Source organism: Devosia psychrophila, from assembly GCF_000971275.1.
GTDB classification, from domain to species: domain Bacteria; phylum Pseudomonadota; class Alphaproteobacteria; order Rhizobiales; family Devosiaceae; genus Devosia; species Devosia psychrophila.
Window position 1 is genome coordinate 145,056 of record NZ_LAPV01000129.1, and the last position, 26,012, is coordinate 171,067.

The 26,012-nt window shown below is 60.2% G+C and carries 25 protein-coding genes and 2 pseudogenes; 10 read left to right on the plus strand and 17 right to left on the minus strand.

All coding sequences use genetic code 11. The features are described from left to right. Positions 1 to 99: 99 nt before the first annotated feature. From WH91_RS12945 to WH91_RS12980, 8 genes are all read right to left on the minus strand, one after another. On the minus strand, positions 100 to 1,872 hold the full coding sequence (locus WH91_RS12945; protein ID WP_244542355.1) for an ABC transporter ATP-binding protein: 1,773 nt from the start codon (positions 1,870 to 1,872) through the stop codon (positions 100 to 102). Further along, positions 1,869 to 2,813, minus strand: a complete 945-nt coding sequence (locus tag WH91_RS12950; protein ID WP_046171416.1) for an acetamidase/formamidase family protein — start codon at positions 2,811 to 2,813, stop codon at positions 1,869 to 1,871. The genes WH91_RS12945 and WH91_RS12950 overlap by 4 nt, the downstream gene beginning before the upstream one ends. Further along, positions 2,803 to 4,419, minus strand: coding sequence for an ABC transporter substrate-binding protein (locus WH91_RS12955; RefSeq protein WP_046171417.1), 1,617 nt, complete (start codon positions 4,417 to 4,419; stop codon positions 2,803 to 2,805). Before WH91_RS12955 ends, WH91_RS12950 begins: the two co-directional genes overlap by 11 nt. 26 nt (positions 4,420 to 4,445) lie before the next feature. Then, a complete protein-coding gene (locus tag WH91_RS12960) occupies positions 4,446 to 5,366 on the minus strand; it encodes an ABC transporter permease (RefSeq protein ID WP_046171418.1) in 921 nt (306 codons plus the stop codon). Beyond that, on the minus strand, positions 5,363 to 6,274 hold the full coding sequence (locus WH91_RS12965) for an ABC transporter permease (protein ID WP_074797415.1): 912 nt from the start codon (positions 6,272 to 6,274) through the stop codon (positions 5,363 to 5,365). Before WH91_RS12965 ends, WH91_RS12960 begins: the two co-directional genes overlap by 4 nt. Continuing rightward, a complete protein-coding gene (locus WH91_RS12970) occupies positions 6,255 to 6,857 on the minus strand; it encodes an ANTAR domain-containing response regulator (RefSeq protein WP_046171419.1) in 603 nt (200 codons plus the stop codon). The genes WH91_RS12965 and WH91_RS12970 overlap by 20 nt, the downstream gene beginning before the upstream one ends. Continuing rightward, a complete protein-coding gene (locus WH91_RS12975; protein ID WP_248305820.1) occupies positions 6,854 to 8,080 on the minus strand; it encodes a transporter substrate-binding domain-containing protein in 1,227 nt (408 codons plus the stop codon). The genes WH91_RS12970 and WH91_RS12975 overlap by 4 nt, the downstream gene beginning before the upstream one ends. Positions 8,081 to 8,479: 399 nt before the next feature. Next, positions 8,480 to 9,517 carry a helix-turn-helix transcriptional regulator gene (locus WH91_RS12980; protein WP_046171421.1) on the minus strand — a complete coding sequence of 346 codons (1,038 nt, stop codon included), beginning with the start codon at positions 9,515 to 9,517 and terminating at the stop codon, positions 8,480 to 8,482. A 298-nt stretch (positions 9,518 to 9,815) separates the two neighbouring features. Between WH91_RS12980 and WH91_RS12985 the strand changes: the two genes are divergently transcribed. The 6 genes from WH91_RS12985 to WH91_RS13010 all read left to right on the plus strand — a co-directional run bounded on the left by WH91_RS12985 (position 9,816) and on the right by WH91_RS13010 (position 15,963). Further along, positions 9,816 to 10,670 (plus strand): sugar phosphate isomerase/epimerase family protein, encoded by an 855-nt coding sequence (locus WH91_RS12985; RefSeq protein WP_046171422.1) that lies wholly within the window; start codon positions 9,816 to 9,818, stop codon positions 10,668 to 10,670. Beyond that, the gene (locus tag WH91_RS12990) at positions 10,667 to 12,178 is read left to right on the plus strand and encodes a sugar ABC transporter ATP-binding protein (protein ID WP_046171423.1); all 1,512 of its coding nucleotides are present in this window, start codon (positions 10,667 to 10,669) and stop codon (positions 12,176 to 12,178) included. Before WH91_RS12985 ends, WH91_RS12990 begins: the two co-directional genes overlap by 4 nt. Further along, positions 12,175 to 13,155, plus strand: coding sequence for an ABC transporter permease (locus WH91_RS12995; RefSeq protein WP_046171424.1), 981 nt, complete (start codon positions 12,175 to 12,177; stop codon positions 13,153 to 13,155). Before WH91_RS12990 ends, WH91_RS12995 begins: the two co-directional genes overlap by 4 nt. Continuing rightward, positions 13,152 to 14,138, plus strand: a complete 987-nt coding sequence (locus tag WH91_RS13000; protein ID WP_046171425.1) for an ABC transporter permease — start codon at positions 13,152 to 13,154, stop codon at positions 14,136 to 14,138. Before WH91_RS12995 ends, WH91_RS13000 begins: the two co-directional genes overlap by 4 nt. A 76-nt stretch (positions 14,139 to 14,214) precedes the next feature. After that, positions 14,215 to 15,342 (plus strand): substrate-binding domain-containing protein, encoded by a 1,128-nt coding sequence (locus tag WH91_RS13005; protein ID WP_046171426.1) that lies wholly within the window; start codon positions 14,215 to 14,217, stop codon positions 15,340 to 15,342. A gap of 57 nt (positions 15,343 to 15,399) precedes the next feature. Beyond that, positions 15,400 to 15,963, plus strand: a complete 564-nt coding sequence (locus WH91_RS13010; protein ID WP_046171427.1) for a cupin domain-containing protein — start codon at positions 15,400 to 15,402, stop codon at positions 15,961 to 15,963. 238 nt (positions 15,964 to 16,201) lie between these two features. Here the strand turns inward: WH91_RS13010 and WH91_RS13015 are convergent, their stop codons facing one another. From WH91_RS13015 to WH91_RS13050, 8 genes are all read right to left on the minus strand, one after another. After that, on the minus strand, positions 16,202 to 16,801 hold the full coding sequence (locus WH91_RS13015) for a hypothetical protein (RefSeq protein ID WP_046171428.1): 600 nt from the start codon (positions 16,799 to 16,801) through the stop codon (positions 16,202 to 16,204). Between the two features lies 1 nt (position 16,802). Beyond that, positions 16,803 to 17,282 (minus strand): heme-degrading domain-containing protein, encoded by a 480-nt coding sequence (locus WH91_RS13020; RefSeq protein WP_046171429.1) that lies wholly within the window; start codon positions 17,280 to 17,282, stop codon positions 16,803 to 16,805. 2 nt (positions 17,283 to 17,284) lie between these two features. Next, complete coding sequence (locus tag WH91_RS13025; protein ID WP_046171430.1) at positions 17,285 to 18,043, minus strand: sugar phosphate isomerase/epimerase family protein; 759 nt, start codon at positions 18,041 to 18,043, stop codon at positions 17,285 to 17,287. Positions 18,044 to 18,070: 27 nt separating this feature from the next. Then, positions 18,071 to 18,550 carry a VOC family protein gene (locus WH91_RS13030; RefSeq protein ID WP_046171431.1) on the minus strand — a complete coding sequence of 160 codons (480 nt, stop codon included), beginning with the start codon at positions 18,548 to 18,550 and terminating at the stop codon, positions 18,071 to 18,073. Positions 18,551 to 18,620: 70 nt separating this feature from the next. After that, positions 18,621 to 19,868 (minus strand): ABC transporter substrate-binding protein, encoded by a 1,248-nt coding sequence (locus WH91_RS13035; RefSeq protein WP_046171432.1) that lies wholly within the window; start codon positions 19,866 to 19,868, stop codon positions 18,621 to 18,623. A gap of 22 nt (positions 19,869 to 19,890) precedes the next feature. Then, positions 19,891 to 20,985 carry an ABC transporter ATP-binding protein gene (locus WH91_RS13040; RefSeq protein WP_046171460.1) on the minus strand — a complete coding sequence of 365 codons (1,095 nt, stop codon included), beginning with the start codon at positions 20,983 to 20,985 and terminating at the stop codon, positions 19,891 to 19,893. A gap of 5 nt (positions 20,986 to 20,990) precedes the next feature. After that, on the minus strand, positions 20,991 to 21,923 hold the full coding sequence (locus WH91_RS13045) for a carbohydrate ABC transporter permease (RefSeq protein ID WP_046171433.1): 933 nt from the start codon (positions 21,921 to 21,923) through the stop codon (positions 20,991 to 20,993). After that, positions 21,920 to 22,813, minus strand: a complete 894-nt coding sequence (locus WH91_RS13050; protein WP_046171434.1) for a carbohydrate ABC transporter permease — start codon at positions 22,811 to 22,813, stop codon at positions 21,920 to 21,922. Before WH91_RS13050 ends, WH91_RS13045 begins: the two co-directional genes overlap by 4 nt. 188 nt (positions 22,814 to 23,001) lie before the next feature. Here WH91_RS13050 and WH91_RS13055 point away from each other — a divergent pair, with 188 nt between their 5' ends. The 4 genes and pseudogenes from WH91_RS13055 to WH91_RS25430 all read left to right on the plus strand — a co-directional run. Further along, entirely contained in the window at positions 23,002 to 23,817 is an 816-nt protein-coding gene (locus WH91_RS13055; RefSeq protein ID WP_046171435.1) for an aldo/keto reductase, read from the plus strand. Positions 23,818 to 23,976: 159 nt separating this feature from the next. After that, complete coding sequence (locus tag WH91_RS13060; RefSeq protein ID WP_046171436.1) at positions 23,977 to 24,420, plus strand: VOC family protein; 444 nt, start codon at positions 23,977 to 23,979, stop codon at positions 24,418 to 24,420. 119 nt (positions 24,421 to 24,539) lie between these two features. Continuing rightward, complete coding sequence (locus WH91_RS13065) at positions 24,540 to 25,562, plus strand: LacI family DNA-binding transcriptional regulator (protein WP_046171437.1); 1,023 nt, start codon at positions 24,540 to 24,542, stop codon at positions 25,560 to 25,562. A gap of 120 nt (positions 25,563 to 25,682) precedes the next feature. Continuing rightward, positions 25,683 to 25,868 (plus strand): annotated as a pseudogene (locus WH91_RS25430) (RNA-binding protein); the annotation flags it as partial. Here the strand turns inward: WH91_RS25430 and WH91_RS26150 are convergent. Further along, a pseudogene (locus tag WH91_RS26150) lies at positions 25,867 to 26,012 on the minus strand (IS21 family transposase); the annotation flags it as partial. The pseudogenes WH91_RS25430 and WH91_RS26150 overlap by 2 nt on opposite strands.

The following is a 26,012-nucleotide window of genomic DNA, read 5'->3' on the forward strand; positions in this document are numbered from 1 at the left end:
AGTGGACCTTCTCTTCAGGAGTCACCCATCAAAACCCAGATTGCGTTACATGATCCTTCGCCGCCCTACGGCAGTGGCGTGCAGTTTCGCCTTTCAGCACTAGATGGCCGGTTCCGCGACGAGATGACCGGCACCGACATCGCGATAGACCGCTGGTTGGGGTTCATAACGAACCGAGTGCACTGAGCTAGGCAACTCGCCCCCGAATGGCACGTAGCCGCGGCGGTGACGCAACGGGTCGGGAACGGGGACTGCCGCCATCAGCTTGCGGGTATAATCGTGCTGCGGGTTTTCGAAGATTTGCGCGCGCGTGCCAATTTCAACGAAGCGCCCCATATACATCACCGCCACCCGATGGCTGATCTGCTCGACCACGGCCATATCATGCGAGATGAAAAGATAGGCGATCCCCGTTTCGTTCTGGATGTCCTGCATGAGTTCTAGGACCTGTGCCTGGATCGTGACATCGAGGGCCGAAACGCTTTCGTCGGCGACGATGACTTTGGGTGAAAGTGACAGGGCACGCGCAATGCAAATGCGTTGGCGCTGGCCGCCGGAGAATTCGTGCGGATAGCGGGATGCTGCTTCCGCGGGCAAACCGACGCGCCGGAACAGGTATTCGACACGGTCAGTCAACTCGCTCCCTTTGGCGAGACGGTGGATTTTCAGGGGCTCTGCGACGAGTTCACCCACCCGCATGCGTGGATCGAGTGAGGCATACGGATCTTGGAAGATCATCTGGATATCGCGGCGGATCGGCTTCATCTGGTCGGGCCGCAGGCCCGCGATGTGAGTGCCGTTGACGCTGATGTCGCCGGTATAGGGCACCAGATTAAGCAGCGCCCGGCCAGTCGTGGACTTGCCGCAGCCGCTTTCGCCCACCAAAGCCAGCGTCTCGCCCGCATGAAGGCGGAACGAAATGCCCTCGACCGCATGCACGCGTTGATTGACCTGGCGCAGCAAGCCGCCGCGCAGGTCAAAACGCACGGTCAGATTGTCGACAGCGACGACCTCCCTGGCACTGTTCGGCGGTTGATTGGCGCGCCTCGGCAAGCTGGTGCCAGCCATGGCGCCGAGGCGCGGAACGGCCGCGAGCAGCGCCTTTGTGTATGCCTCGCGAGGGGCATTGAAAATGTTGCCCGCCGTTCCTGTCTCGACTTGGCGGCCGTCTTTCATTACCAGCACATGGTCGGCCATTTCCGCAACCACGCCCATGTCGTGGGTAATCATGATGACCGCGGTACCGGTCTCCTGCTGCAGCAGGCGGATGAGACTTAGAATCTGCGCCTGAACGGTGACGTCGAGCGCCGTGGTCGGCTCGTCGGCGATCAGGATATCCGGCTTTTGGCTCAGAGCGATGGCGATCATCACGCGCTGCCGCATGCCGCCAGAGAGCTCGTGCGGATACTGCGTCAACCGCCGCGCTGCCTCCGGGATCTGCACCTGATCGAGCAGGTGAAGCGCCCGGGCCCTTACTTCAGTTGCGGACAGCGTGGCGTTTGCCGTGATCGCCTCGAATAGTTGGCGGCCGATGGTCAAGACCGGGTTGAGCGACGTCATCGGCTCCTGGAAGATCATGCCAATCTCGCGACCGCGAATGAGGCGCATTGCATCCGGAGCCAGACCGAACAGGTCGCGCCCTTTGTACAAGGCAGATCCGGAAGCGACGCGCGCCATGGGCTGAGGCAGCAGGCCCATGAGCGAGAGCGCGGTCATGGATTTGCCCGAGCCCGATTCCCCGGCAATGCAGAGAGTCTTGCCGCGCTCGAGCGTGAAGCTAAGCCCGTCTACTACGCGCCGCGGTGCAGAGGAGGACGCGACCTCGGTGACGAGGCCGCGCAGTTCGAACAGTGTGGCAGCTTCGGCAATCACTCGAATACGATCCTTGGGAAGTAGAAGCTCACCACCCAGTTGGGCATATCGACGATTTCGGAAATCCTGAGATCGCCGCATACCGAGCAAAGCATGTAGGCCTCCTCGGCAGAAAGGCCGTATTGGCTGCCTAGCAAGTCGATCATGCCGGAAACCGCGTCGCGCGCGCCCGACATCAAGTCGGACCCGATGCCGGTTGTAACCTCGTAGCCCTTGGCATCGAGATGGCTGGTCACCGGCCCGGACGTGGTGAAGCGCGGCATGGCAAGGTTGGCGCCCTTTACCAGCTCGAACTTGAGCGCCACGTTCATCTGGCTCTCCATGGCGGTTCCGCAAACTTCGCCATCGCCTTGCGCCGCATGCGTGTCGCCCACCGAGAACAGCGCGCCCTCGACTTCGACCGGCAGGTAAAGCACCGTGCCCGTGGTGAGATCGCGGATATCGAGATTGCCGCCCACCCGGCGCGGCGGTACCTGGGAGTGGTTCCCGGGTGCCGCCGGAGCCACACCCATTTCACCGCAGAACGGCTTCAACGGCACCTTGCCGTTCTTGGAGAAGGCAGCCGGCGTCATGCTGACCTTGTCATAGCTCCACAGCGTCAGCGCCGGATCCTTGAACTGGTCCGCCAGCAATCCAAAACCGGGAATATTGGCGGTCCAGCCAAAGCCGGAGGGCTCGAAGCCCTCCATAGTGATTTTTAGCGCGTCCCCGGGCTGGGCCCCATCGATATAGATGGGGCCTGTGACCGGATTAACCTTGGAAAAATCGAGCGTCGAGACGTCGGCCACGGTGCTGCCGGGCGTGAAGTGTCCGGCGCCGCTGTCGAGACATTCGAAGTAAACCGATGATCCCGGTGCGATCCTCTCGACGGGCAGGATCGAATGATCCCACCCGAAGTGATGGTTTACCCGGTGTATGGTGTAGTCGCAGTTACTGCACATTTTTATCAAACACATAGTCGTAGTTGACGGGAATGTGGACGGGATCGACGAAGATGGCGTCCGGGCCACCCAGGCGAGCCGACTTCATGGTGAAGCGCTGTTCGTTGAACACCGGCACCCAAGGTGCGTCGGCCATCACGCCCATGTAGACGTCGCTCCACGCCTTATAGCGATCGGCCTGCTTTGCGGGGTCGATCATCGAGTCAGCGGCAGTCGCCATGGCGTCGAGGTCTTCGTTGCAGTATTTCGACCAGTTCCAGCCGCCGTCTGCAGCGCCGGAGCAACCGAGGATTGGACCGTAGAAGTTGGATGGATCCGGGAAGTCGGCGATCCACGCCATGCCGCCCGACCAGATCATCGGTGCAGTGCCCGCGCCGCCCGCCTCGATGACGTTAGCCTGTGCCAGAGAGAGGAGTTCGACAGTGATGCCGATTGCTGCCAGATCCTGTTGGATAGCCTGGGCGATACGTGGATTGGGATCGACGTTGTAGACGTAGAGTTCCGTCGTGAAACCCTCGGACAAGCCAGCCTGCGCCAGCAGAGCCTTGGCGCCTTCGACATCGTATGGGATACCCTCGTAGCCTTCGGTGTAGCCAGGCATGGTGGGGGGCAGTGGCTGGTTGGCAATCACGGCGCGATTGTTGATGATCCGGACAATGCGCTCCTTGTTGATGGCCATGTTGATGGCCTTACGTACGTCCAGATTGTCGAACGGCGGAATGGTCACGTTCAGCGTGATATAGCCGGTCTGAAGCTGGCCACCCTCGATGATCATGTCCGCATAATCCGGGTTGTCCTTGACCTCGAGGAACTGCGCGGGGGGAATGCCATCGCCCAGCACGTCGACTTCACCGTTTTGCAGTCGCAGCAGTGCCACCGTCGGCTCTTGGCCGATCTCGAAAACGATCTCGTCCATCTTGGGGACGCCGGCTTTCCAGTAGTCGGCGTTGCGAGCGAAGACGAGCCGCTGACCAAGGGTCCATTCGGCAAGCGAATAGGCGCCGGTGCCGACCGGGTGCTTGCCGAAATCGGCGCCGAACTCGTCCACCACTTCCTTTGGCACGATCGAAGAGAAGTTGAGCGCTACGACATGGAGGAACGTGGCGTCAGGGCGGGTCAGCTTGATCTCGACCGTCAGCGGATCAACCGCGGTAACGCCAGACAGGCCCTTTGCCGAGCCGTCCGATGCTGCGTCGAACCCTTCTATCGAGACAAAAAAACCGGCGCCCGGACTCTGCGTTGCAGGATCGGTAACACGGTCGAGCGAGTATTTGACGTCCTCGGCGGTCATTTCGCGACCGTTGTGGAATTTAATGCCCTGGCGCAGCTTGAACGTATAGGTCAGGCCGTCGTCTGAAATGGTGTAGCTTTCGGCCAGGTCGGTGGTGAGGGTCGAGGTGCCCGGTTCGTAGTCCATCAAGCTGTCGAACAGCGACTTGATCATCGACCAGTTCTGCCAATCGTAGCCGATGGCAGGATCGAGCGTGGCGACATCGTCCTTGTAGGTGACGATCATCGAGCCACCCTGCTTTTCGGCCTGGGCAAAAACCGGGGATGCCATAGTCATGACGGCCAGGGCTATTCCGGATAACAGCAATCTACGCATGCTTGGTCTCTCCTTGGTTGGTGTGGTCAGCGCAACTTGATGCGCGGATCGATGAGCGGGGCGACGAGGTCGGCAACGAGGTTGCCGATAACGATGGCGCAGGCCGACACCAGCGTGACGCCCATGATGATGGGAATGTCGACGCGCTGGATCGCCTGCCAGGCAAGCTGGCCGATACCCGGCCAGCCGAAGACGCTTTCGACCACGACTATCCCGCTCATGAACATGCCGATGTCGATGCCGATCATCGCAACGATGGGCAGGATGGCGTTGGGGATGGCGTGTCGGAACAGCACGATGCGACCGCGCAGGCCCTTCGATTGAGCGGTGCGGATGTAATCCTGCCGCAGCACCTCGATCATGGTCGAGCGCATCATCCGCGCATACCAGCCGGCGCCGAGCAGTCCCAGCGTCAGCGAGGGCAGCACCAGATGAGCGAAGGTACCGTAGCCGCCAATGGGGAACCAGCCGAGCTTTACGGCAAAGACGTAGAGCAGCAGGATGGCTATGACGAACTGCGGCGCCGATACGCTGATAAACGAAAACACCATCAGCAGGTTGTCTACCCACCCGCCCCGTCGCACCGCAGCCACGACACCCATGGTCAGGCCAATGGTCAGCTCGCAGGCAATCGCGCCGACCATAAGCAGCAGGCTCGCTGGCAAACGCGCCGCGATCAGCTCGGAGACTTCGCTTTTCTGCAGGTAAGAACGGCCCAGATTACCGGACAGGAGATTGCTGAGATAACGCCAATACTGCTCCCAGAGCGGCAGGTCGAGACCGAGTTGGCGACGGATGTTTTCGACTGTTTCAGCCGTAGCACTGCGCCCGGCGATCTGTCGAACCGGGTCAGCCGGCAAAAGGTAAAGCAGAACAAAGGTCACCACACTGATGCCGAGGAGGATCAGCGCCGCCTGGCCCAGCCGACGGGCGAGATAGCCGATCATGCCGCCCTCCCTTGCTGGGTCGGATCGAGAATGTCGCGCAGTGCGTCCCCAAGAACGTTGAAAGCCAGCGATAGCAACAGGATGGCCGCGCCGGGAATGAACACCAGCCAGGGTGCTGTCGCGAAATAGGTCTGGTTCTCGAAGATGATGTTGCCCCAACTCGGCGTCGGCGGCCTGACGCCAATGCCGAGAAAACTCAGTGTCGCCTCTAGCAGTACGGTGGTGGAGATGCCCAGCGTGGCCCACACGATGATGGTCGAAACCAGATGCGGCAGGATATGGCGCCACAGGATCAGCATGGACCCGGCGCCCAGCGAGCGCTCGGCCTCGATAAATTCGCGCTCCGACAGGGACCGCGTTTCAGTATAGAGCACGCGGGCGATCTGCACCCAGTTCACCATGGCAATCACGAGCGCCACGATCCACAGGCTGGGGCGGAATATGGCGGCAAGGACGATGGCCAGCAGCAGCGCCGGGAAGCTCATCATCAGGTCGGTGAAGCGCATCAGCACGGCGCCCACAATGCCGCGGAAATAGCCGGCCGTGATACCGACAAGCGATCCAATGATCACTGCAAGGCCGTTGGCGACGACGCCGATGATCAGTGAAGTTTGCGCCCCGACGATCAGCCGGCTCAACAAGTCACGGCCAAGCAGGTCCGTGCCGAACCAGAACTGCCCATTGGGCCCAAGCGGCGCGCCTTCGAGCGTCAGGCCCTCGAAATACTGCTCGTTCGGGTCATGCGGTGTCAGCACCGGCGCAAACAGGGCGGCCAGCACTACCACCGCGATGATGATGATCCCGACCACTGCCATAGGTCGATGGAGCAGGCGCCCGAAGACAGATTGCGCCCGGATCGGTCGTGTAGGGCCGCTGGGCTCGCCCAGTTCAGGAACGATGATGGACATGGCCCGCCCTCAGTTCGTCCACGATCTGCTCGGCCATGGCTTCGATAGTCAGTCGCGCCGTCATTGCCTCGCGGCGGAGCTGAGCGTAGGCCGCCTCAGCCGGCATGTTGCCTTGCAGCATCAGGCAGGCCGTCGCTTCGGCAATAGCTTCGCGCTGCTCAAGCCGAGCCCTCAGTGCATCCAGTTCGCTATGCATGGCTGCCCGTCTGGCGAACGACTCCGAGGCAATAACCAGCGCCGTAAACACCCCACCACTGCCAACTGGTTTCAGCAGATGCGCGTCAGCTCCCAAGCTTATCGCCCAAGCCAGGCGACCGGGTGCCTCAGAGCCGATAAGCGCAATGGCCGGCAATGGAGCTTGTCCGTGCTCCCATGGAAACTGCTCATCATGGCCCAAATCCACATCGAAAAAAATCAGGTCAGCGCTGCCCGCAGCGCTGGCCGAAATCGTAGGCCAGCAGGTGTCGCAAAAGATGCCCAGCTGTGCCAATTGCCTTGTTATGGCGTCCACCACGGGATGGGGGCGATGCAGGATCAATGCCTTTTTGCCGTCGAAATTGGGCGTGTAGGCGGGCCGGGTCATTTCACCACCCGCAGATGGGAAGCGTGCGGGGCGGACCGGGTCGCCACATGGGCCAAATAAGGGTCTGGACGGATCGCGACGCATTGGTCAGCCACGATCTCGAAACCCGCAGAGGTGGCCCGTGCGATGCGCGGCGTCAAAACAGCATGATTATTGGAGCGTTCGATCTCCATCGGACCGAAAGGAGCCGAGACCGCACGGCCCGCCACCGCGCCGAGCACCGTCTTGGTATCGTCGGTGCCGGTTGCCGACAGCCCGGCTGCCAGCAGGTGAACTGCCGCATAGGCCTGCGCGAAGAATGCCGACACATGTTCCGTCTCAGGCGCCAGGCGGGCCACCACGCCGAGAAACTGCTGGTTCTCTTCGGTGGCTAGATTTTGAAAGTACGGCGAGACAGCAATTTGACCCTCTGCCGCAGCGCCAACCTGTGCCAACTCGGGTTCGGAGAAGTTGCAGCTCAAGACCGGCCTCAATGCCGCCTGGAACGACGAGTCCGCCCGTCCAAGCTCGGCATATGCCTTGAGAAAGGCATAAGAAGAGGGCCCGATAAGTGTGTTGAGGATGAAGGAGGGGCGTTTGAGACGGATTTCCTCGATGATCCGGTCCACATCGACGTCGCCGAGGGGAACGTAACGCTCACCGGCTACACGCCCGCCGGCCGCCTCCATGGCATCACGGGCAATGCGGCTGGTTTCCCAACCCCAGATGTAATTGGATCCCACCAGGTACCCGTCCGCACCGAACCGCGGCAGCGCGAACTCAAGCAATGGCAGCACATGCTGGTTGGGGCAGGCGCCGAGGTAGATAACCTGCTCATGCGCCTCAAAGCCCTCGTAGGGGCAAGGATACCAAAGCATGGTGTTGCTTTTTTCGAGCAACGGAATGACTTCCTTGCGGCTCCACGAGGTTGTGCATCCTATAATGTGCCTGGCGCCCGACGTAGCGACGATGTCAGCGGCCAGAGCGGCATAGTTCTCCGTCGCACCCTGAGGATCCCGAACTTGGGCTTCGAGCACAAAGTCATGCTGACCACTGGCGTTGATCTCGTCGATGGCCAGAATTGTGCCAGCCAGACCTTCCGCGCCAATGGCGGCATAGGGCCCGCTAGCTGAAAACAGCACACCTATCGCTACTTTACGGCCTCGCAGCGCCATTCTTCCATCCAACACAAAAAGCCCACCAAGGAACCCGGCTGTGTTCCAAAGTGAGGCGCAAATGCCCATATATGACTATCGATTTGTCCAATCATGTCGGCGCTAGGCAAACGAGTCAAGAGCACCGCTCGTAATTTGTGCAGGTTGCCTGGCTGCTCTATTTGGGAGCAAATTTAGAGACGAATCCTTCTTGGTGGTCAGCAACGTCGGTAGGGTTCCTGACGTATGCTCCCTGGCACTGCCAAACTTGTAAGTGGGTTCAATGCCGTAAGGCAGTGCACCTCAGCCGGAAAGTAGCTTTCGACCTTATTCCCGACATAGGAGCCCTGTGAGCAGAATCCTGAAAGCTGCCGTGTCAGGCAAATGAATACGATCGCCTGAAAGGCTTATGGAGTGGACCTGATGCCGTCAATTTGCCATGCGGAATGGTGGTCGGACGCAGTGGGAATTCGTAAAAGGGCCAGGTGTTTAGCCCGCCAGAAGCTGAGGTTGGCGGCGAACGTCCAGGGGTGAGATGCCGAAGCGGCGCTTGAAGCAGGTGGCAAAATATTGGCTGGAGGAAAAACCGCAGTCGTAGGCCACGGTGGTCACCTGCAAGGCTGGCTGCGCTGCCAGCATGCGGCGGGCGGCTTCGAGGCGGATCATCTGGAGGTAGCGAACCGGCGTCGTGTTGGTCAGCGACAGGCAATGCTTGCTGAATTGGGTGCGCGACAGGTTGCACTCGGCGGCCATGTTTTCCAGCGTCCAGTCTTCGTCGAGGGCATGGTTGAGGCGCTCCAGGAATATCTTCACAGTGCGCTTGGACTGGGCCAAGGCTTCAGTTAGGGCGGGCGCCTGGGCCTCGAGTTGCTGCATAAAATGCATCAGCATCATGGAGATCGTGAGCCGCAGGCGGATTTCGCCACCCTCAATGTCATTGGTGGCGACGATGTTGGCGATCTGGTGGAAATCGTGAGCGACCTCGCGCGAGGCCTGGTAGTAGGGCTCCTCGTTTTTGGACAGGAATTCGGTCAGCCGTTGCTGGTCGCGTTCAGGCCAGGCAAGCCAATTGGGCCATAGCCATTGCTCGTGCGGGCGTCGGGTACCCATGTCGAACAGCACCCAGACGATCTGGCTGGCGACGACATTGGGGTCGCCGAAGGCATGCAATTGCCAGGGGCGCACGACGAACATTTGTCCCTCGCGTAGCTCATACCGCTCCCCGTCAAGCGTCAATGTGAGACGTCCGCGTGCCACATACGCGATTTTCACGCCCTCATTGCAGTGAAGTTTCAGACCCCAATCTTGCGGCTGGGTCGCGTCCCATCCGCCGACCGAGCAGACCTGCGGTAGTGCATCGCCAAGGTCGCGTCCGGGATAGCCGCGACGGGTCCAGGCGCTCAGGGTCACCTTGCCTGCAATCGAGGCATCCAGCAGATCCTTGCAATTCCCCGCATAGAGCAGTGCTCCGGGCTCGCGGAAAACGGCAGGGCGGGTCGCGCCCAACTCTGGGTGCCTGGTATCCATCACATTCCTCCCGCTGTTCGAAATTTACCGGCGCGGTATTTCGAACGCATGCCTGCCGATTATGGGCGAGTATTTCGCTACGGCTTGAGCAGGTCTCAGCCTAGGGAGAGATGAGCCACAAAGTCAACATTTGCGGGAGTGGCCGAAGCTGGGGCAAACCGGCGATTGCTCAAGATGCGTCAACATTACTAACGTTCAAAAATTGCTACGCGGTTGAAGAAGAATGCATTGTGCACGAAACGCATCCCGGAACACCTGGGGCAGTAGAGGCCCGCCATAGGCGGCCGTAGGGAGAGTTATGCAGGTCGGCATCAATTTGCTGTGCCTTAGCGGCTTTATAGACGAGCAGCATCTGGGTCAGCTCAGGCGCCTCAAGGAACTCGGCTATGATGGTGTCGAAGTGCCGGTGTTGCGTGGTGGCCCGGAGCATTACGCGTGGCTTGGACGCGAGCTCGATACGATAGGGCTGCGGCGCACGTCGACCTCGGTCATTCCATCGATCGACGCAAATCCGGTCAGCAGCGACGCGGCTGTTCGCAAGGCGGGAATACAGCATCTCGACTGGGCGCTGGATTGCGCCATTGCGCTGGGTTCGGAAAGCGTCGGCGGCCCGTTCCATGCGCCTATCGGTCATTTCACCGGCTCGGGGCCGACGCCGGACGAATTGCGCTATGGGGCCGAGGCGCATCACGCCTTGGCCGAACGGGCCAGCACCAATGGGATTTATCTCAGCCTCGAACACCTGAACCGGTTCGAGACCTATTTCCTCAATACCATGGCCCAGGCTCGGACCTATGTGCACATGGTCGATCACCATGCTTTCCGCATCATGTACGATACGTTCCACGCCAATATCGAAGAACAGAACCAACCTCGCGCCATTGCAATGCTCGGCAAGGACATGGGCGTGCTGCATATTTCCGAAAACGATCGGGGCATTCCGGGTCGTGGCCATATCGACTTTGCCGAGATATTCTCTGCGGTGCGGGGCACAGGCTATGACGGCTGGGTGACGCTAGAAGCCTTTGGCGCGGGACTGCCGGAACTGGCGGCGGCGACGCGGGTGTGGCGGCCATTGTTCCCAGACTTTGAAACGCTGTTTTCCGAATCCATCAGCTTCATTCGGCGCGGCTGGGCGGAGGCGGCTCCATGAGTGCTGCGCCGGTCATCGAGATGGCCCACATTTCAAAGGCCTTTCCCGGCGTTAAGGCGCTGAGCGACGTCAGCTTTGCCTGCCATGCGGGCGAGGTGCACGCGCTGGTGGGAGAAAATGGCGCGGGCAAGTCGACACTGATCAAGATTTTGTCGGGGGTCTATGTTCCTGACGCGGGCAATATCCTGCTCAATGGCCAGCCGGTTGCCGTCAAGCATCCGGTGGAGTCGCTGAGGGCTGGTATTTCGGTGATCTACCAGGAATTTTCGCTGCTGCCTGAACGTACGGTGGCGCAGAATATCTTCCTCGGGCGCGAAACGCTGCGGAACGGCATGCTGGACATGGCCGCGATGCGGGCGGAAACGCGGCGCGTGCTGGACCTGTTCGGGGCCGGAGCCCGTGTTTCGCCGGATGCCTTTGTCAGCGACCTCGATGTCGCCACCCAGCAAATGGTGGAAATCGCCAAGGCCATTTCGCTCGATGCCCGCGTCGTGGTCATGGACGAACCCACTGCCGCATTGAACGAAGCCGAATGCGAAGTGCTGTTCCAGACCATCGACAAGCTGCGCGAACGCGGCACTGCGGTAATCTACATTACCCATCGCATGCGCGAAGTCGCCCGCCTGGCGGACCGCGTCACGGTGCTCAAGGATGGCGAAGTGGCGGCGCGCTTCGACATGCCTCCTGTCCCCGAAGCCGTGGTTCACGCCATGGTCGGGCGCGATATCGCCGACTTTTATGCGCCGTCCGCCACGGAAGCGGAAATCGGCAATGTGGTGCTGGCTGTGCAAAATGCCGGCAATGCCGTGCTGCGTAATATCAGCCTCGAACTGCGGGCGGGTGAAATCATCGGTTTTGCCGGCATTCAAGGCGCCGGGCGCGTGGCTCTAGCCATGGCGATTTTTGGGCAAATGCCGTTTACCAGCGGCTCGGTGACGCTGAACGGCGCTAATGCCAATTTTTCGCATCCGCGCGACGCTATCCGCGGCGGCATTGGCCTGCTGCCGGGCGATCGCAAGGCCGAGGGCCTAGTGTTGATGCAGTCGGTGCGGGACAATGGCATGCTGACGTCTCGCGCCTTCGGCAACCTCGCCGCCAGCCATAAGTCCAACACCCACGTGAACCTTTCCAGCATGGACGGCCTGCTCGACCGGATGCAGGTCAAGGCCGCGTCATACGAACAGGACATCAAGTTTCTCTCGGGCGGTAACCAGCAAAAGGCCATCGTGGCCCGCTGGATTGCGCTGAAGCCGAAAGTGCTGATTTTCATCGAGCCGACGCGCGGCATCGACGTCAACGCCAAGGCCGGTATTTATCACTTGATGCGCGAACTGGCCCGCCAGGGCACCGCCATCATGATGATATCCTCCGACCTGCCCGAAGTGATCGGCGCGGCGGACCGCATCCTCGTAATGCGCTCCGGCAGCATCGTGGCGGAATTTGCCAATGGCGCGGCCGAGACCGACATCATGCTGGCGGCAACCGGCGAGACCGAGGTGGCGGCATGAGCGATATCGCTAACCCGCCGCGCTTTACGTTCCGCTTCGAGCGCTGGGCACCGGCTTTACTGCTCGGCTTCGCGCTGCTGGCCTATGTCGGAATTGCCGTCGGCACCGGGCAGACGCAGTATCTGACTTTCGACAACCTGATTTCGATCCTCGGCCGCTCCATAGCCCTAGGCATTACTGCTGTCGGGCAGACGTTCGCCATTTTGGTTTCCTCGATCGATCTTTCGGTCGCCAGCCTGATCTCGGCAACGGCTGTGCTGGCGTCTGTGGTGATGAACGGCAACCCAGCGATGATCGCGCCTGCGGTTGGCGCGGTGCTGGCGTTGGGGCTGGTGGTCGGCCTGATCAACGGCGTGCTGATAGCCCGGCTCGAGATCAATCCGCTGATCGCAACGCTGGGCATGAGCCTGATCATCCAGGGCTGTCTTTCGGCGTTCGTGTCCAATTTTGTCGGACAGGTGCCGGTGGAGTTCCAGGTATTTGCTTATGGAACGATGGGCAGCGTGCCCTTCAGCCTGGTGTTCCTGCTGGCGCTGGCGGCGGCGGCCTGGTTCGTGCTGCGTTTCATGCGGTTTGGCTCCGATATCTATTCGGTGGGCGGCAACAAGGATGCGGCGCGGGTTGCCGGTATCAAAACCAGCCGCGTCATCATCGGCGCGCATGTGGTGTGCAGCCTCTGTGCGTCAATCGCCGGGCTCTATCTCGCCAGCCGCCTGCGCTCAGGCGCGCCATGGATCGGCAGCGACGGCGTCTATGACCTTGAATCCATCGCCGTGGTCGTCATCGGCGGCACCGTTCTGGCGGGCGGTCGCGGCGGTATCTGGGGCACCATGGCGGGCGTGATGATCTTCTCGCTCATCGACTCGATCTTCAATCTTGCCGGCGTGGACGCCTTCGCCAAGCAGGTGCTGCGCGGCATCATCATCGTCGCGGCCGTCGCCTTTTACACGGTGCGTTCCAAGAGGTTGGCGGCATGACCGACAATACCTTGCCACAGGCAGATCGACAGAAGCGGCAGCTGCCGCAGGTCAATCCGGTGTATTTCGTGCTGGCGGCGCTGATCGTCGCCATCATACTGCAGAACCCTGCCTTCGTGGAGCCGACCGGCTACATGAACTTCCTGAAGCGCGCGGCGCCACTGGCGATCCTCGCGGCGGGGCAAGTCTATGTGATCGTCTCTGGCGGCTTCGACCTGTCGGTGGGCTCAGTGATCACGCTGGTCGTCGTGGGCTCGTCGATGCTGCTCAACAATGATCCCAATGCGACGTGGTGGGTGATCGCGGTGATGTTCGGCATCGGCATCGGTGTCGGGCTGATCAACGGGCTGGTCGTCTGCTATCTTAAGGTGCCGTCGCTAATTGCCACCCTGGGCATGATGATCACGCTCAATGGCGTCGCCTTCATGTGGTCGGGCGGCGCACCGCGCGGTTATCTCGCCGACAGCTTCCGGTTTTTTGGACGGTATAATTTCACCGACCTGCCTGTGATCCGCATCCTGCCGGTGGCCGTCATCGTGCTGCTGGTGCTCGGCTATGCGCTGTATTGGCTGATGCATCGCACCAATCTGGGCCGCATGATCCATGCCATCGGCGATAATCCGCGTGCGGCAAATCTCGCGGGTGTGCCGATCAACCGGGTCCGCATCATCGCCTTTATCGTCTCGTCGCTGAGCGCCGTCGCGGCCGGCATCATGCTGGGCGGCTTTGCCGGTGTCTCGACCGATGTGGGCATCGGTTACGAGTTGCAGGCGATCACCGCAGCCGTGCTGGGCGGGGCGTTATTGCTCGGCGGGCGCGGTTCGGTGCCGGCCACCATCGCCGGAGCCCTGACGCTTTCTGCCATTTTCACGCTGCTGAACTTTCTGGGGCTGCCACAGCCGGTGCGCCAGATCGTGCAGGGGCTCATCCTGATTGCCGCCGTGGCCATTGCCGTGCAGCGGCGCAAGCATACCGGGCGGTGACGCTCGGCAACGACATTCGCGCACAGGGAGGAAATCTTGCGCGAACGACGAAGATGAACCCTAAGGGAGGATGACTATGAAGAAGATACTGGCCCTGGCGCTCGCCGCAGGCCTTGCACTGACCGGGGGCACCTTTGCCCAGGCCCCCAATTTCGATGATCCGGCGGAATTTGCGCGCCAGAAGGAATTCCTAACGGCAACGCCGATGGGCCCTGAGGGCATGCCGTGGGAGCAATATCTGGTCGAGACGATGAAGGACACGGCTGCGTTCAAGAAGAACGGCCCCTATACCGTCTGCTTCTCCAATGCCGGCGTGAACAACCCGTGGCGCGTGGTCGGCTGGACCAACATGCAGGAAGAAGTAAAGCTCCACCCCGAAATCGGTGAGCTGATCCATGTCGACGCAGAAGGCTCCGACGACAAGCAGATCGCCGATATCGACGACCTGCTGGCGGGCGGCAAGTGCTCGGTCCTGATCGTTTCGCCCAATACGACCGCGGCGCTGACCCCGGCCGTCGAAAAAGCCTGCGCCGTGCTGCCGGTCATCATTTTCGACCGTGGCGTCAACACCGATTGCCCCGTCACCTTCATCCACCCAGTCGGTGGCTATGGCTTCGGCATCCAGGGCGCCCAGTTCATCGCCGATAACGTGAAGGCAGGCGGCAACGTGCTGATGCTGCGCATCCTGCCCGGCGTCGACGTGCTGGAAACCCGCTATTCGGGTGGCAAGCATGTGCTTGAAGATGCCGGTCTCAACATCGTCGGTGCCGAATTCACCGATGGCGACAATGCCAAGACCAAGTCGATCGTCGAAGACTATCTGGCGCGCGGCAAGATCGACGCGATCTGGATGGATGCCGGCGCGACCGCCGTCGCCGCTGTGGAAGCCTTCGAAGATGGTGGCTACGACATGCCGGTGTTTGTTGGCGAAGACCAGCAGGACTTCCTGCAGAAGTGGAAGGAGCTGGGCCTGACCGCCATCGCGCCAGCCTATCCGTCCTATCAGTGGCGCACCCCGATCATTGCCGCTGTGCGCACCCTCAAGGGTGAGGCCGTTCCGAGCCCGGAATGGATCCTGCCGCAGCCGGCGATCACCCAGGCCACGCTGGATAGCTTCATCAATACCGATATGCCCCCGCTGCACTACGCTCTGTGCGGTTGCGAAGGCATGGCAAACTACCCTGCTGCCTGGGGCGGCAAGTAACCGAGCAATGGGGCGTCCCTCACGGGGCGCCCTTCTTTTTGGCACAGGAGGAAACCGATGAGCACTACAACGCCCGAGCAGCTCTGGTCCAAGCCCAATGGCATGCTGCCAAACAGCCGGTTTCCACTATTGATCCATCGCGGCGGTATTGCAGGCGGCGGCGAGACAGCAGTGATGGAGCGGTTCCAGTCCAACGGCTGGCTCAATAACTGGCGCTATCCCGGCATCTACACCTATCGCCATTTCCACTCGACAAGCCATGAGTGCCTCGGCGTCGCGATAGGCTGGATGGACGTGGAATTATTCGGCCACGGCGGCACGCGCCACAAGGTTTCAGCGGGCGATGTCATCGTCCTGCCGGCCGGCGTGTCGCATAGCATGGTCGATCAATCCGAAGACATCATGGTGGTCGGCGGCTACCCCGAAGGACGCGACTGGGACACCATGCGCGAGGACCACATCAATGAAGCGCTGCGCCGCGACGCCGCCAAGCGGATCATGATGCTGCCAATCCCAGCCCGCGATCCTGTCACCGGGCAGGTCATGCGCGAATGGATCGACGCACCATCATCGGTCGATGCGGGACTGAACGATTTCAGGGATGGGCTTGACCCGGTCTAGGCCAGGTGTGGGCTAGATGCCGGCCAAGCGGACCCCGAAACGCCAATCTCGGGTCTGAAAGCAGAACATTGTTGAGCCGGCTATGTCCGATTTGGCTCGCCGATGGCGAAAAGCTGACTGTCTGCAATCCACCCCACCCCGTTTCAGACATTCATCTCGCCAGATTCATCCCCTCAAAGCTGCCATTAGGGACCGGGCTGCTAGTGTGCTCGGCGTTATGGCCGGCGTCTTGCCTTAGCTAATTAGAATGCGGACTACCGTTACTAACCGTTGCCGCACTGACTTCCAGGCCATCCCGGAAGGCATTTAGATCGGCGTCAACCGAAGACGGTGCATCTAGCCAGTGCTTCATAGCAGTTCCGGTTGCGGGATCACGGGCTGGAATTGGGAGCATCATGATGCGTTTGACGGCATCGCGGCGCAGGTCTTCGGTCAGGTGGTCATGGCGCATGTTGTCCCAGTCGCGGCCCTCGGGATACCCGCCGGCCATACTGACGTCATCGGAGTGACCGACCATCATGTGCGACACACCGGCCGGCATCACGATAATGTCCCCGGTACTGACGCGCAGGATAGGGCCGCCACCACCAAAGATTTCCACATCCATCCAGCCCCGAGCAACCCCAAGACACTCATGGGTAGTGGAGTGGAAATGCCGGTAGGTATAGACGCCAGGGTAGTGCCAGTTGTTCAGCCAGCCATTTTCCCGAAACCGCGAGACGACACGCTCTTCGCCTCCCGCCGGAATGGCCAGGCGGTGCACCAGCAGCGGATAGCGGCTGTTCGGGATCATACCATTCGGCTTGGACCAGAATTGCTCGGTTTTGCTGGTCGTCATCCTATTTCACTCCCGGGTCAGGCAACATCAGGCTCTCGATGGCGCTGACCACGAGATCGTGGTCCTCAACATCGGGCAAGCCACTCACCGCGGCTGCTCCAACGACCCCGACACCCCGCACCACTATGGGCACGGCCCCGCCGCTGGCCGCGAAGTCGGCGCCGGGCAGGCGAAAGCGGTCATGGAAGTTCCAGCCATGCTGCTCGCATTGCAGGCGCATGTAGAGCGAGCTGCGATGGAAACGAAGCGCAACGGCCCGCTTTCGCCGCGTCCAATCCGGATTGTCCGGCGTGGCGCCTGGCAGCAGGGCGAAAAACACCACGGTATTGACGTGGCTGACTTCGATGGCGACCGGCAATGAACGCGCACTCGCCTCGAGCTGCATCCTGAGCCCTAGGGCCCACGCTGTCGCATAGTCGAAGCCCGTCAGTTGCAGCCGCTCCTGTTCACGTTCGAGATCGGCCAGGCTCGGCGTCATCATGACTAGACCCCCAAGGCCTTGAGGTGGTCGATCGAGCGCTGTGCAAAACGCTGCCAGTCGCCGGGATTGTCGTGTTCGGTCACGATGTGATCAGCCTTGGTCCGGTGGAACAGCGGCACCAGGGCGGACCAGTCGATGATGCCGTCGCCGGTCGCGGTCCAGCCATCGTCGACCGTGGTGCCTTTGGGCGCCGTGTCCTTGGTCTGGATGGCAATGATGCGTTCGGCGTAGCGCTGCAGTTCAGCGGCCGGGTCGGCACAAGCCCGGGTGATCCAGCCGCAGTCGATTTCGAACCACACATCCGGACCGCCAGCCTCGAAGATATGGTCGATGGGCCGGGTACCATCGGGCAGCGGGACATATTCGAAGTCGTGGTTATGCCACGCGACCTTGAGCCCGTGCGGGGCTGCCAACGCCGCGCCTTGCCCCAGCTTGCGTCCCAGTTCTTGCCAATAGTCGGATGTATTGCTGCGCTCCTCTGCCGTGACATAGGGCGGTATCATCACCTTGGCGCCCAGGGTCAGGGCAATGTCGATGAAGCGGTTCGGCTCCTGCACCAGCCCGGCCAGCGGCATATGAAAACCATAACAAGCCAGGCCAGCGTCATCTAGCTGGCGCCGGAACAGTTTTGGATTAGCCTCGTAAGCCGGCAACCATGGCTCGATGGCGTCGTAGCCCATCGCCTTGAGCACTGGCAATTGCGCTGCCAGCGGCGGGAAATTGCGTGAGGAGTAGAGCTGGTAGGCGACGGGGTAAGTCATGATCAGGCCTGTGAATTCGGACGTCTTTTAAGGCTGGGCTTCCTTGTCCTTGTCGAACTCGAGCAGTTCCACCATCACGCCGAGGTCCTTGACCGTGTCGTAATAGGCATAGCGGCCGTGGCTGCCGTCGAATTCGCCGCGTTGCAGCAGCTTGTGGCCCTTGGATTCGAGATAGGCATCGCGCTTGGTGAGGTTTCGGGTGCGGAAGGCGATGTGGTGGCAGCCGGGGCCCTTTTGTTCGAGCAGGTCGCGCCAGGCGCTTTTTTCCGGGCCAGGCTGCAAAAACTCGACATCGATATTGCCGAACTTGAACATCATGATGCGGCAGCCCACGTCAGCCGGCTGGCCATTGTAGATCGCCTTGGCTTCTTCAGGTTCGGCAGCCCGGCCTTCGGTCGGCATCGGCTTGCCGGTCAGGTCGGAAAACCACTCGGCGGATTTGACGACGTCGTCGGTGACAAAGCAGATCTGCATCACTTCGTCTTCATCAAGCAGGCGCTTGTCCATTTTTTCGGTCCTTTGCTGTGAGGGAGGCCGGCGGCCCAGACGAGTCGCCGGCCCAGGGAGGGACTCGTAATCAGCCCAGGATGGTGTCGTAATTTTCATGCATCTGGGCGATGGCGTCTTCGACGCTCATGTTGGGATCGCTCCAGAAGTTGAAAACCACATTCCAGATCGAATCCTGCCAATCGGCGTCGGCAGTATTGTGCGGGTTCTGCACCTGCTGAGCGGGGTCTTCGAGAATGGAAAGCACCTTAGTCGAGCAGGCATCCAGGCTTTCGGCCGGCGCGTCCAAGCGGACCGGGGTCGAGCCCTTGGCTGCAGCGAACTTGGCTTGTTCACCCGGATCGAGCACTTCGGCGGCGAAGTCGAGTTCAGCTGTCTTGACGTCATCGGCAGTGCCGCCGAGCAGGCCCCAGGCGTCGACCGTGACGACGACGGCCTGCGCACCGGGGATTTCGATACAGCCGAAATCGGTGCCGGCGACCTTTTTGGCGCCAAGCCATTCGCCCTTCATCCAGTCACCATGAATTTGCATCAGCGCCTTGCCGGTGATGACCTCGTTGGTGGTCTCGTTCCAGGGGCGGTTCTGCGCCTCGGGACCCGCCTCATTGGCAAACAGGCGCAGTGTTTCGAGGGTCTTGGCAAAAGCTGGATCATCGAGCGCCGTGGGATCGACTTCCTCGCCGTAGATCCGTTTGTAGATGTCGGGGCCGGCGACGGCCGCGACCAGCGCATGGGTCAGGTAGCCGACCTGAAATGGCTGGCTGCCGACTGCAAGCGGGGCATAGCCGGCGTCGCGGATTTTCTGGAAATCGGCGAACATCGCATCGACAGATGTCCAGGCCGTGGGATCCACTCCGGCCGCCTTGGCGACTTCCATGTTGTAATAGACCATGCCGTCGATATGGAGCGCCTGCGGCACCTTGACGATTTCGCCATCGACCGAGATTGAGGCAGCGACGGCTGCAGGGAGCTTGTCGACGATGCCCTGTTCGTTGAACCACTGCGTCAGCGGAAATCCAAGTCCCATGCCGGCAATGTCGCGATAGACGCCGGGATTGGATTCCATGAAGACGTTGGGTGGTTGACCGCCGGTGATCAGGCTCATCAGGTTGACGTTGGAGCCGGTATCATGCGGGATGGCGATGTCGGTCCAGGTATGGCCCTTCGCTTCAAGGCCGGCCTTGATAACGTTGAGGGCTGCAATTTCAGGCGGCGCAGACCAGCTGTGGTAGATGACCAGATCGGTCGCCATGGCACCAAACGAGGCGGTGCTGAGCAACAGGCCGGCGACCAAGCCGGCAAGTCTTTTGGTAGACATCGTTCTCTCTCCCTTGTTGTTCTTACATTCTCTGCCCGGTACGGGCGTCGAATAGGTTGGCCTTGCCCTTGAGATAGCTGACGGTCATGGATTGCCCGGGCGTCAGCTTCGCTGCGGCGTCAGGCTCGACGCGCAGGGCAAGCAGATCGTTTTCGAAGGTGAAATAGGCGCTGGCATCGGGGCCGGTGCGCTCGGCGTATTGCACCGGCACGGTGAAGGTGGCGGCGAACGGACCATTGGCCGTGAGCACGAAGTGTTCCGGTCGCAATCCGGCGATGACTTCGGCGCCCTCTTGCGGCGGCGTGATGAACGGATAATCGGACACGTCGAAGCGAACGCCTGAGCCGAACACTGCCTCGACCTTGGCGCCAGCGAGGCTGAGCCTGGCCTTGCGCAGATTCATGGCCGGCGAGCCGATGAAACCGGCGACGAACAGATTGGCCGGGCGTTCGTAGATTTCGTCGGGGGTGCCGAACTGCTGGATTACGCCGCCATTCATCACCGCAATCTTGGTGGCCATGGTCATGGCTTCGATCTGGTCGTGGGTGACGTAGACGATGGTGGATTTAAGCTGATCATGTAGCTTCTTGATTTCGAGCCGCATCTCGGTGCGCAGCTTGGCATCGAGATTTGAAAGCGGTTCGTCGAACAGGAACACGCCGACATTCTTGACCAGGGCCCGGCCGATGGCGACGCGCTGGCGCTGGCCGCCCGAGAGCTGGCCGGGCTTGCGGTGCAGCAGCGGCTCGATCTGGAGAAGTTTCGCCGCCCAGGTGATGCGCTGTTCGATCTCGTCACGTGGCAGCTTGCTGGCCGACAGCCCGAACTTGAGATTTCCGTGCACCGTCTTGGTCGGATAGAGCGCGTAGGACTGGAACACCATGGCGAGGCCGCGATCCTTGGGATCGAGATCGGTCACGTCGCGCTCGCCGATCATGATGCGGCCGTCGGTGACGTCGAGCAGGCCAGCCAAAAGGTTGAGCAGCGTGGTCTTGCCGCAACCGGAGGGGCCGAGCAGGACGAGAAAGTCGCCGTCGTCTATGCTGAGGTTGAGGTCATCGAGGACCTTCATCAAGCCGTAGTTCTTGGTGATGTGCTCAAAGCTGACGCGTGGCATATCGATCAACCCTTGATGGCGCCGGCGGTAATGCCCTGGACGAAGAGCTTGCCGACGAAGAAATAGATGACGAGGGGTGGAATGGCGGTAAGCAGGGCCGCGGCCATGTTGTCGTTGTAGCGGACCGTGCCGGTCGAAATGGTGATGAGGTTGGCCAGGTTCACCGTCATTGGCTGGGCGCCCATGCCGCCAAAGGTCACGCCGATCAGGTAATCGTTCCAGATAGAGGTGATTTGCAGGATCAGCACCACGATCAGGATATTGCCGCTCATGGGCAGGACGATCTCGAAGAAGATCTTCCAGAACGATCCGCTATCCATGACGGCAGCGCTCATGATCTCCTGCGGAATATCCTTGTAGTAATTCCGGAAGATCAGCGTCAGCACCGGCATGGCCAGCACCGCATGGATAATCGCCACGCCCCAGATGCTGCCATAGACCTTGAGCGTGGCGGTCATCGAGATCAGCGGGAACATGATGATCTGGAACGGCACGAAGGCGCAGATGAAGAGGATGAACAGGAATGGCCCGGCCCATTTGACGTTCCACAGCGCCAGCGCATAGCCGGTGACGATGGACAGCCCGATCGACAGGATCAGCGAGGGAACAAGGATAAAGACCGAATTCCAAAACCCGACCTTGAGCCCCTCGCAGCGCGTGCCCGAACAGGCCGAGTTCCAGGCATGGTCCCAAGCCTCCAGCGTCCAGATATTGGGCAGCGCGAACATGGTGCCTTCGCGAATCTGGTCCATCGTTTTGAACGAGGTGACCACCACTACATAGAGCGGGATGCAGAAGAACAGGGCGCAGATGGAGAGGAAAACAATGACGGCGACGGAACGGCCGGTAATGGCCTTCTTCTTGCGCGGGAAATACGGTGCGCTGCGGACGGCGATATCGGCGCCGAGGGCTCTCTGGGCCATGGTCAAGTCGTTCATTTGGCTGCTCCATGGCGTTGCTGCTGCCAAGCCGTCAACATCACCAACGGCAGGAAAATTACGGCGGTGATCAGCAGCATCAGCACGGCTGCTGCCGAGGCAAATCCGAGATTACCCTTGGCCGACAGCGCCTGGATGGTGAAATAGGCCGGTACATAAGTTGACTGGCCGGGACCACCATTGGTCATGGCGACGATGACGTCGTAGGCCTTGATGACGCCGAGCGAGAGCAGGATGGCACAGGTGACGAAAGTGAACTTCATCATCGGGATGATGATTTCGGTATAGAGCCTGAACAGGCCGACGCCATCGAGCCGCGCGGCGCTCCAGATTTCCGAATTGATGGATTTAAGACCTGCCAGCATCAGCGCCATATAGAAGCCGGCACTCTGCCAGACCGAGGCTAGAATGACGCCATACATCGCGGTCTCGGGCCGGGCGAGCCAGCTGGCATTGACCCAGGTCAGGCCGATGGAATGGATGAAATGCTCGGCGCCCAGTTCGGGATTGAAGATCCAGCGCCAGGCGGCGCCGGTCACGATCAGCGAAATGGCGAGGGGATAAAGAAATACCGTGCGGAAAATGCTCTCCCCGCGCTTCTCGCGGTCGATCATGGCGGCGAGAATAAAGCCGAAGACGATGGCGAGCGCACTGCCAAGACCCAAGACAATCAGGTTTTGCAGCGAAATCAGCCAGGCGTCGTCGTTGAACAGGCGCTGATACTGCCGGCCCCATTCAGACCAGTCGATAGCGTAATCCGGCAGCCGGCGGCTGCGGGTCAGCGACAGATAGACGGTCCACAGGATGGCACCAATGAAGGCTACCAGCGTCACCAGTCCAGCCGGCAGCAATGCCAGTTGGGGTGACCATCGGCTCCACCGAAAGGTCATGCACGTCCTCCCTTACACGTCGCGGCGGATTGATCCGCTCTTCGTCGTGACGACCCCTTGCGAGCCGTATTATCGTTAAACTTGATTTATGCCGTTCCATCCGTCAATAGATTTTAGCTTGGTGATTGGATGTTTTAACCGTTGGCTGCTGGTGGACTGCGATGCGTGACTGCGTGGGAGGACAAAATATGAAGCTAAATCAGGATAATATCCCCAAAATGGGGTTCGGCACCTATGACCGAAAAGGCGAGGCCGGAATTTCCGCTATTCTGGTGGCGCTCGAAACGGGCTATCGCCATCTCGACACCGCCCAAGACTACGGAACCGAAAAAGAAGTTGGTCAGGCTGTGCAGCGTTCGGGCCTGGACCGTGACGATGTGTTCCTCACCACCAAAATTGCTAACGGCAGCCTTGGCAAGGGCGCTCTGATCCCATCGCTGCGGGAAAGCCTTGATAACCTGCAGATCGATCAGTTGGATCTGACGCTGATCCATTGGCCATCGCCCAATAACGCAATCGCGCTGCCGGTGTATATCGAGCAACTGGCCGAGGCACATGCCATGGGCCTGACTCGCATGGTCGGAGTTTCCAACTTTACTATCGCCCTGCTCAAAGAGGCCCAAACTATCCTCGGCGACCTGCCGATCGCTAATAATCAGTTCGAACTCAACCCGTTAATGCAGAACAAAAATCTAGCAAGTTATTGTAAAAACACAGGAATCTCCGTTACATGTTATCTGCCGATTGCCCGCGGTATCCTGGGTGACGTTCCCGCCATCGCCGAAATCGCCGCACGTCACGATGCCACGCCAGAGCAGGTGGCCTTGGCCTTCGAGTTCGCCAAAGGCTACATCGCCATTCCAACCTCCAGCAAAGCCGAGCGCATCTGCAGCAATTTTCTGGCAACGAAATTGACGTTGTCCGAGCAAGACATCAGCGCCATCGAAACGGTGGATCGCGGCCAGCGAGTCATTGACCCGGAGTGGGGTCCCGACTGGGATTGAACTTTTTCGAGCCCCGTTGACAAGGTCGTTTATTGAGATGATAGCTTGTCATATTAACGTTCCTACAAGGTCACCCTTGTTGACATATCGGAGCGGTCTGCCCGCGCCTGCGGGCAGATAGTAATCAGCTATGCCGCAATGTCGGCCGGAGAAAATCATATGAAGGGCATTACCAGTCTCGGGCACGTCGCGATTAACGTGATCGACCTCGAAAAGTCGCTCGATTACTACGTAAACAAGCTCGGCTTTCCCGAAATGCTGCGGCTCAAGCGCGACGACGGCGAAACGTGGCTGGTCTATTTGCGCATCACCGACGAGCAGTATCTCGAGATCTTCCCAGGCGCTGAAAACGACCGGGCACCGGCCAGTTGGCACACCAATGGCATGACCCACATGTGCTGGACGATCGATGACCTGGACGCGACGGTGGCGCGCATAAAGTCGACCGGCATCACGCTGCTGTCCGAACCTAGCAAGGGCCTCGATGGCAACCGCCAAGCCTGGCTTGAAGATCCGGATGGGAACCGGATCGAACTGATGGAGATGCACCCCGATTGCCTGCAGTATCAGGCAATCAAGCGGCTACACGCTGAAGGCGTCTAGTCTGCTGCCGGTTCCAGCTTGTATTATCGCCCATGACTTTGATCTGGTCTTGCTTGCCGAGTGAATCGGCATATTGGGCAGCCTGTGCCGTTAACAGGGTTTTCGGATAGGTTGAAGTCATGGGCAAATCCCCCATTCGTTTGAAGGACATCGCGGACCGGACCGGTTTTTCCGTCAATACGGTGTCATTGGCACTGCGACAAAGTCCGCGCATCCCCGAAGAGACCTCGTTGCGCATTCGCGAAGCAGCGGAAGCGCTCAACTATCTGCCCAACCATGTCGCCAAGTCGCTGGTTAACCGCGAGACCAAGACCATCGGGTTGGTGTTGACCGACATTACCAATCCGGCCCTGACACAGGTGGCACAAGCCATCGAGATGGCATTATCGACGCGTGGCTATTCCACGCTTTTTGCCACCTCCAATAATGACCTCGAAGAGGAAAAGCGCGTTATCGAAGTGTTTCGCTCCCGACAGGTGGACGGAATGCTGATCTATCCTCGCAGTCACCGCGAACTGGCCCATATCCGCCGGCTGCGGCAAGCGGGTTACCCCGTTGTGCTGCTGGTGGGGGACCCAGATGCCGGCATTGACGCGGTCTGTGTGGATGAACGGCGAGGCGCCTATCGAGCGGTGCGTCATCTCATCGATATTGGCCATAGTCGGATCGGCATCATCGACACCTCCAATGCCAAGGGAAATCTCGAAAAGCGCGACGGCTATACTCAGGCGCATCAGGAGGCCGGCATTTTGGTCGACATGGAATTGCTGGCAGATCCGCTCGGCAATTCGGTTATTCGAGGATATTGGGCGATGGATCGCCTGATGAGCATGCCGGTTCGGCCAACGGCGGTATTTGCAGCCAACGATTCCCTGGCCATTGGCGCCTTGCGCTGGACTCAGAAAAACAATCTGCGCGTACCCAAGGACGTTGCCATCATTGGCTTCGACAATATCGAGTTTGCCGAGCATGCGGCGACGCCGATCTCATCGGTTAAATACGAAGTCGAGATGGTGACCGAGCTGGCGGTGGAGCGCCTGCTGCAGTTGATAGCTGCGCCAGATGGCCTGCCCAAGCCGCGTGTGACCATGATCGATCCCGAACTGATCGTGCGCGACAGCACGGCAGGCAGGGGAGACTAGCTAAGGCAACTCAGCTTTGGTTTTTTGAGGAGGAACAAAAAATCTAAGCGTAAAAGTCACGGGTGCGTCCCAGGCGCTGGTATTGGAACAGCCCGATCCTCATGAAGCAGACGCAATTGTAAACCGGCCCGCCACTTCGTGATCACCGAGCAGACGCCGGCGGTCAATCCTCACTTGCCCTGCAGCCAGGCCAAGATTGCCTGTGAAAAGGTGCTTGCAAAGGCTGGCAGCCTGCCACGGACCATCGTGCGGCCGAGTCAAACCGTGCGAACCGGGCTTCCGATCATGATGGGCGACAGCGACATGCCGGATTGCAGAACTCGGGTTCGAACAGATAATGGCTGGCCATCGCCGCGAACCGGGCGTTGACCTGCCGGGCTTTGCCGGAGCCGATCCGATCGACCGCAGTCTTCATGTTGTCGAAGATGCCGCGACGGGGGACGCCGCCCA

What these genes read in the sequence shown, in the direction of transcription:
- WH91_RS12950 (WP_046171416.1), bottom strand. Translation starts at nt 2,813, where the DNA reads ATGTGCAGTAACTGCGACTACACCATACACCGGGTAAACCATCACTTC.
- WH91_RS12955 (WP_046171417.1), bottom strand. Translation starts at nt 4,419, where the DNA reads ATGCGTAGATTGCTGTTATCCGGAATAGCCCTGGCCGTCATGACTATG.
- WH91_RS12960 (WP_046171418.1), bottom strand. Translation starts at nt 5,366, where the DNA reads ATGATCGGCTATCTCGCCCGTCGGCTGGGCCAGGCGGCGCTGATCCTC.
- WH91_RS12965 (WP_074797415.1), bottom strand. Translation starts at nt 6,274, where the DNA reads ATGTCCATCATCGTTCCTGAACTGGGCGAGCCCAGCGGCCCTACACGA.
- WH91_RS12970 (WP_046171419.1), bottom strand. Translation starts at nt 6,857, where the DNA reads ATGACCCGGCCCGCCTACACGCCCAATTTCGACGGCAAAAAGGCATTG.
- WH91_RS12975 (WP_248305820.1), bottom strand. Translation starts at nt 8,080, where the DNA reads ATGGGCATTTGCGCCTCACTTTGGAACACAGCCGGGTTCCTTGGTGGG.
- WH91_RS12980 (WP_046171421.1), bottom strand. Translation starts at nt 9,517, where the DNA reads ATGGATACCAGGCACCCAGAGTTGGGCGCGACCCGCCCTGCCGTTTTC.
- WH91_RS12985 (WP_046171422.1), top strand. Translation starts at nt 9,816, where the DNA reads ATGCAGGTCGGCATCAATTTGCTGTGCCTTAGCGGCTTTATAGACGAG.
- WH91_RS12990 (WP_046171423.1), top strand. Translation starts at nt 10,667, where the DNA reads ATGAGTGCTGCGCCGGTCATCGAGATGGCCCACATTTCAAAGGCCTTT.
- WH91_RS12995 (WP_046171424.1), top strand. Translation starts at nt 12,175, where the DNA reads ATGAGCGATATCGCTAACCCGCCGCGCTTTACGTTCCGCTTCGAGCGC.
- WH91_RS13000 (WP_046171425.1), top strand. Translation starts at nt 13,152, where the DNA reads ATGACCGACAATACCTTGCCACAGGCAGATCGACAGAAGCGGCAGCTG.
- WH91_RS13005 (WP_046171426.1), top strand. Translation starts at nt 14,215, where the DNA reads ATGAAGAAGATACTGGCCCTGGCGCTCGCCGCAGGCCTTGCACTGACC.
- WH91_RS13010 (WP_046171427.1), top strand. Translation starts at nt 15,400, where the DNA reads ATGAGCACTACAACGCCCGAGCAGCTCTGGTCCAAGCCCAATGGCATG.
- WH91_RS13015 (WP_046171428.1), bottom strand. Translation starts at nt 16,801, where the DNA reads ATGACGACCAGCAAAACCGAGCAATTCTGGTCCAAGCCGAATGGTATG.
- WH91_RS13020 (WP_046171429.1), bottom strand. Translation starts at nt 17,282, where the DNA reads ATGATGACGCCGAGCCTGGCCGATCTCGAACGTGAACAGGAGCGGCTG.
- WH91_RS13025 (WP_046171430.1), bottom strand. Translation starts at nt 18,043, where the DNA reads ATGACTTACCCCGTCGCCTACCAGCTCTACTCCTCACGCAATTTCCCG.
- WH91_RS13030 (WP_046171431.1), bottom strand. Translation starts at nt 18,550, where the DNA reads ATGGACAAGCGCCTGCTTGATGAAGACGAAGTGATGCAGATCTGCTTT.
- WH91_RS13035 (WP_046171432.1), bottom strand. Translation starts at nt 19,868, where the DNA reads ATGTCTACCAAAAGACTTGCCGGCTTGGTCGCCGGCCTGTTGCTCAGC.
- WH91_RS13040 (WP_046171460.1), bottom strand. Translation starts at nt 20,985, where the DNA reads ATGCCACGCGTCAGCTTTGAGCACATCACCAAGAACTACGGCTTGATG.
- WH91_RS13045 (WP_046171433.1), bottom strand. Translation starts at nt 21,923, where the DNA reads ATGAACGACTTGACCATGGCCCAGAGAGCCCTCGGCGCCGATATCGCC.
- WH91_RS13050 (WP_046171434.1), bottom strand. Translation starts at nt 22,813, where the DNA reads ATGACCTTTCGGTGGAGCCGATGGTCACCCCAACTGGCATTGCTGCCG.
- WH91_RS13055 (WP_046171435.1), top strand. Translation starts at nt 23,002, where the DNA reads ATGAAGCTAAATCAGGATAATATCCCCAAAATGGGGTTCGGCACCTAT.
- WH91_RS13060 (WP_046171436.1), top strand. Translation starts at nt 23,977, where the DNA reads ATGAAGGGCATTACCAGTCTCGGGCACGTCGCGATTAACGTGATCGAC.
- WH91_RS13065 (WP_046171437.1), top strand. Translation starts at nt 24,540, where the DNA reads ATGGGCAAATCCCCCATTCGTTTGAAGGACATCGCGGACCGGACCGGT.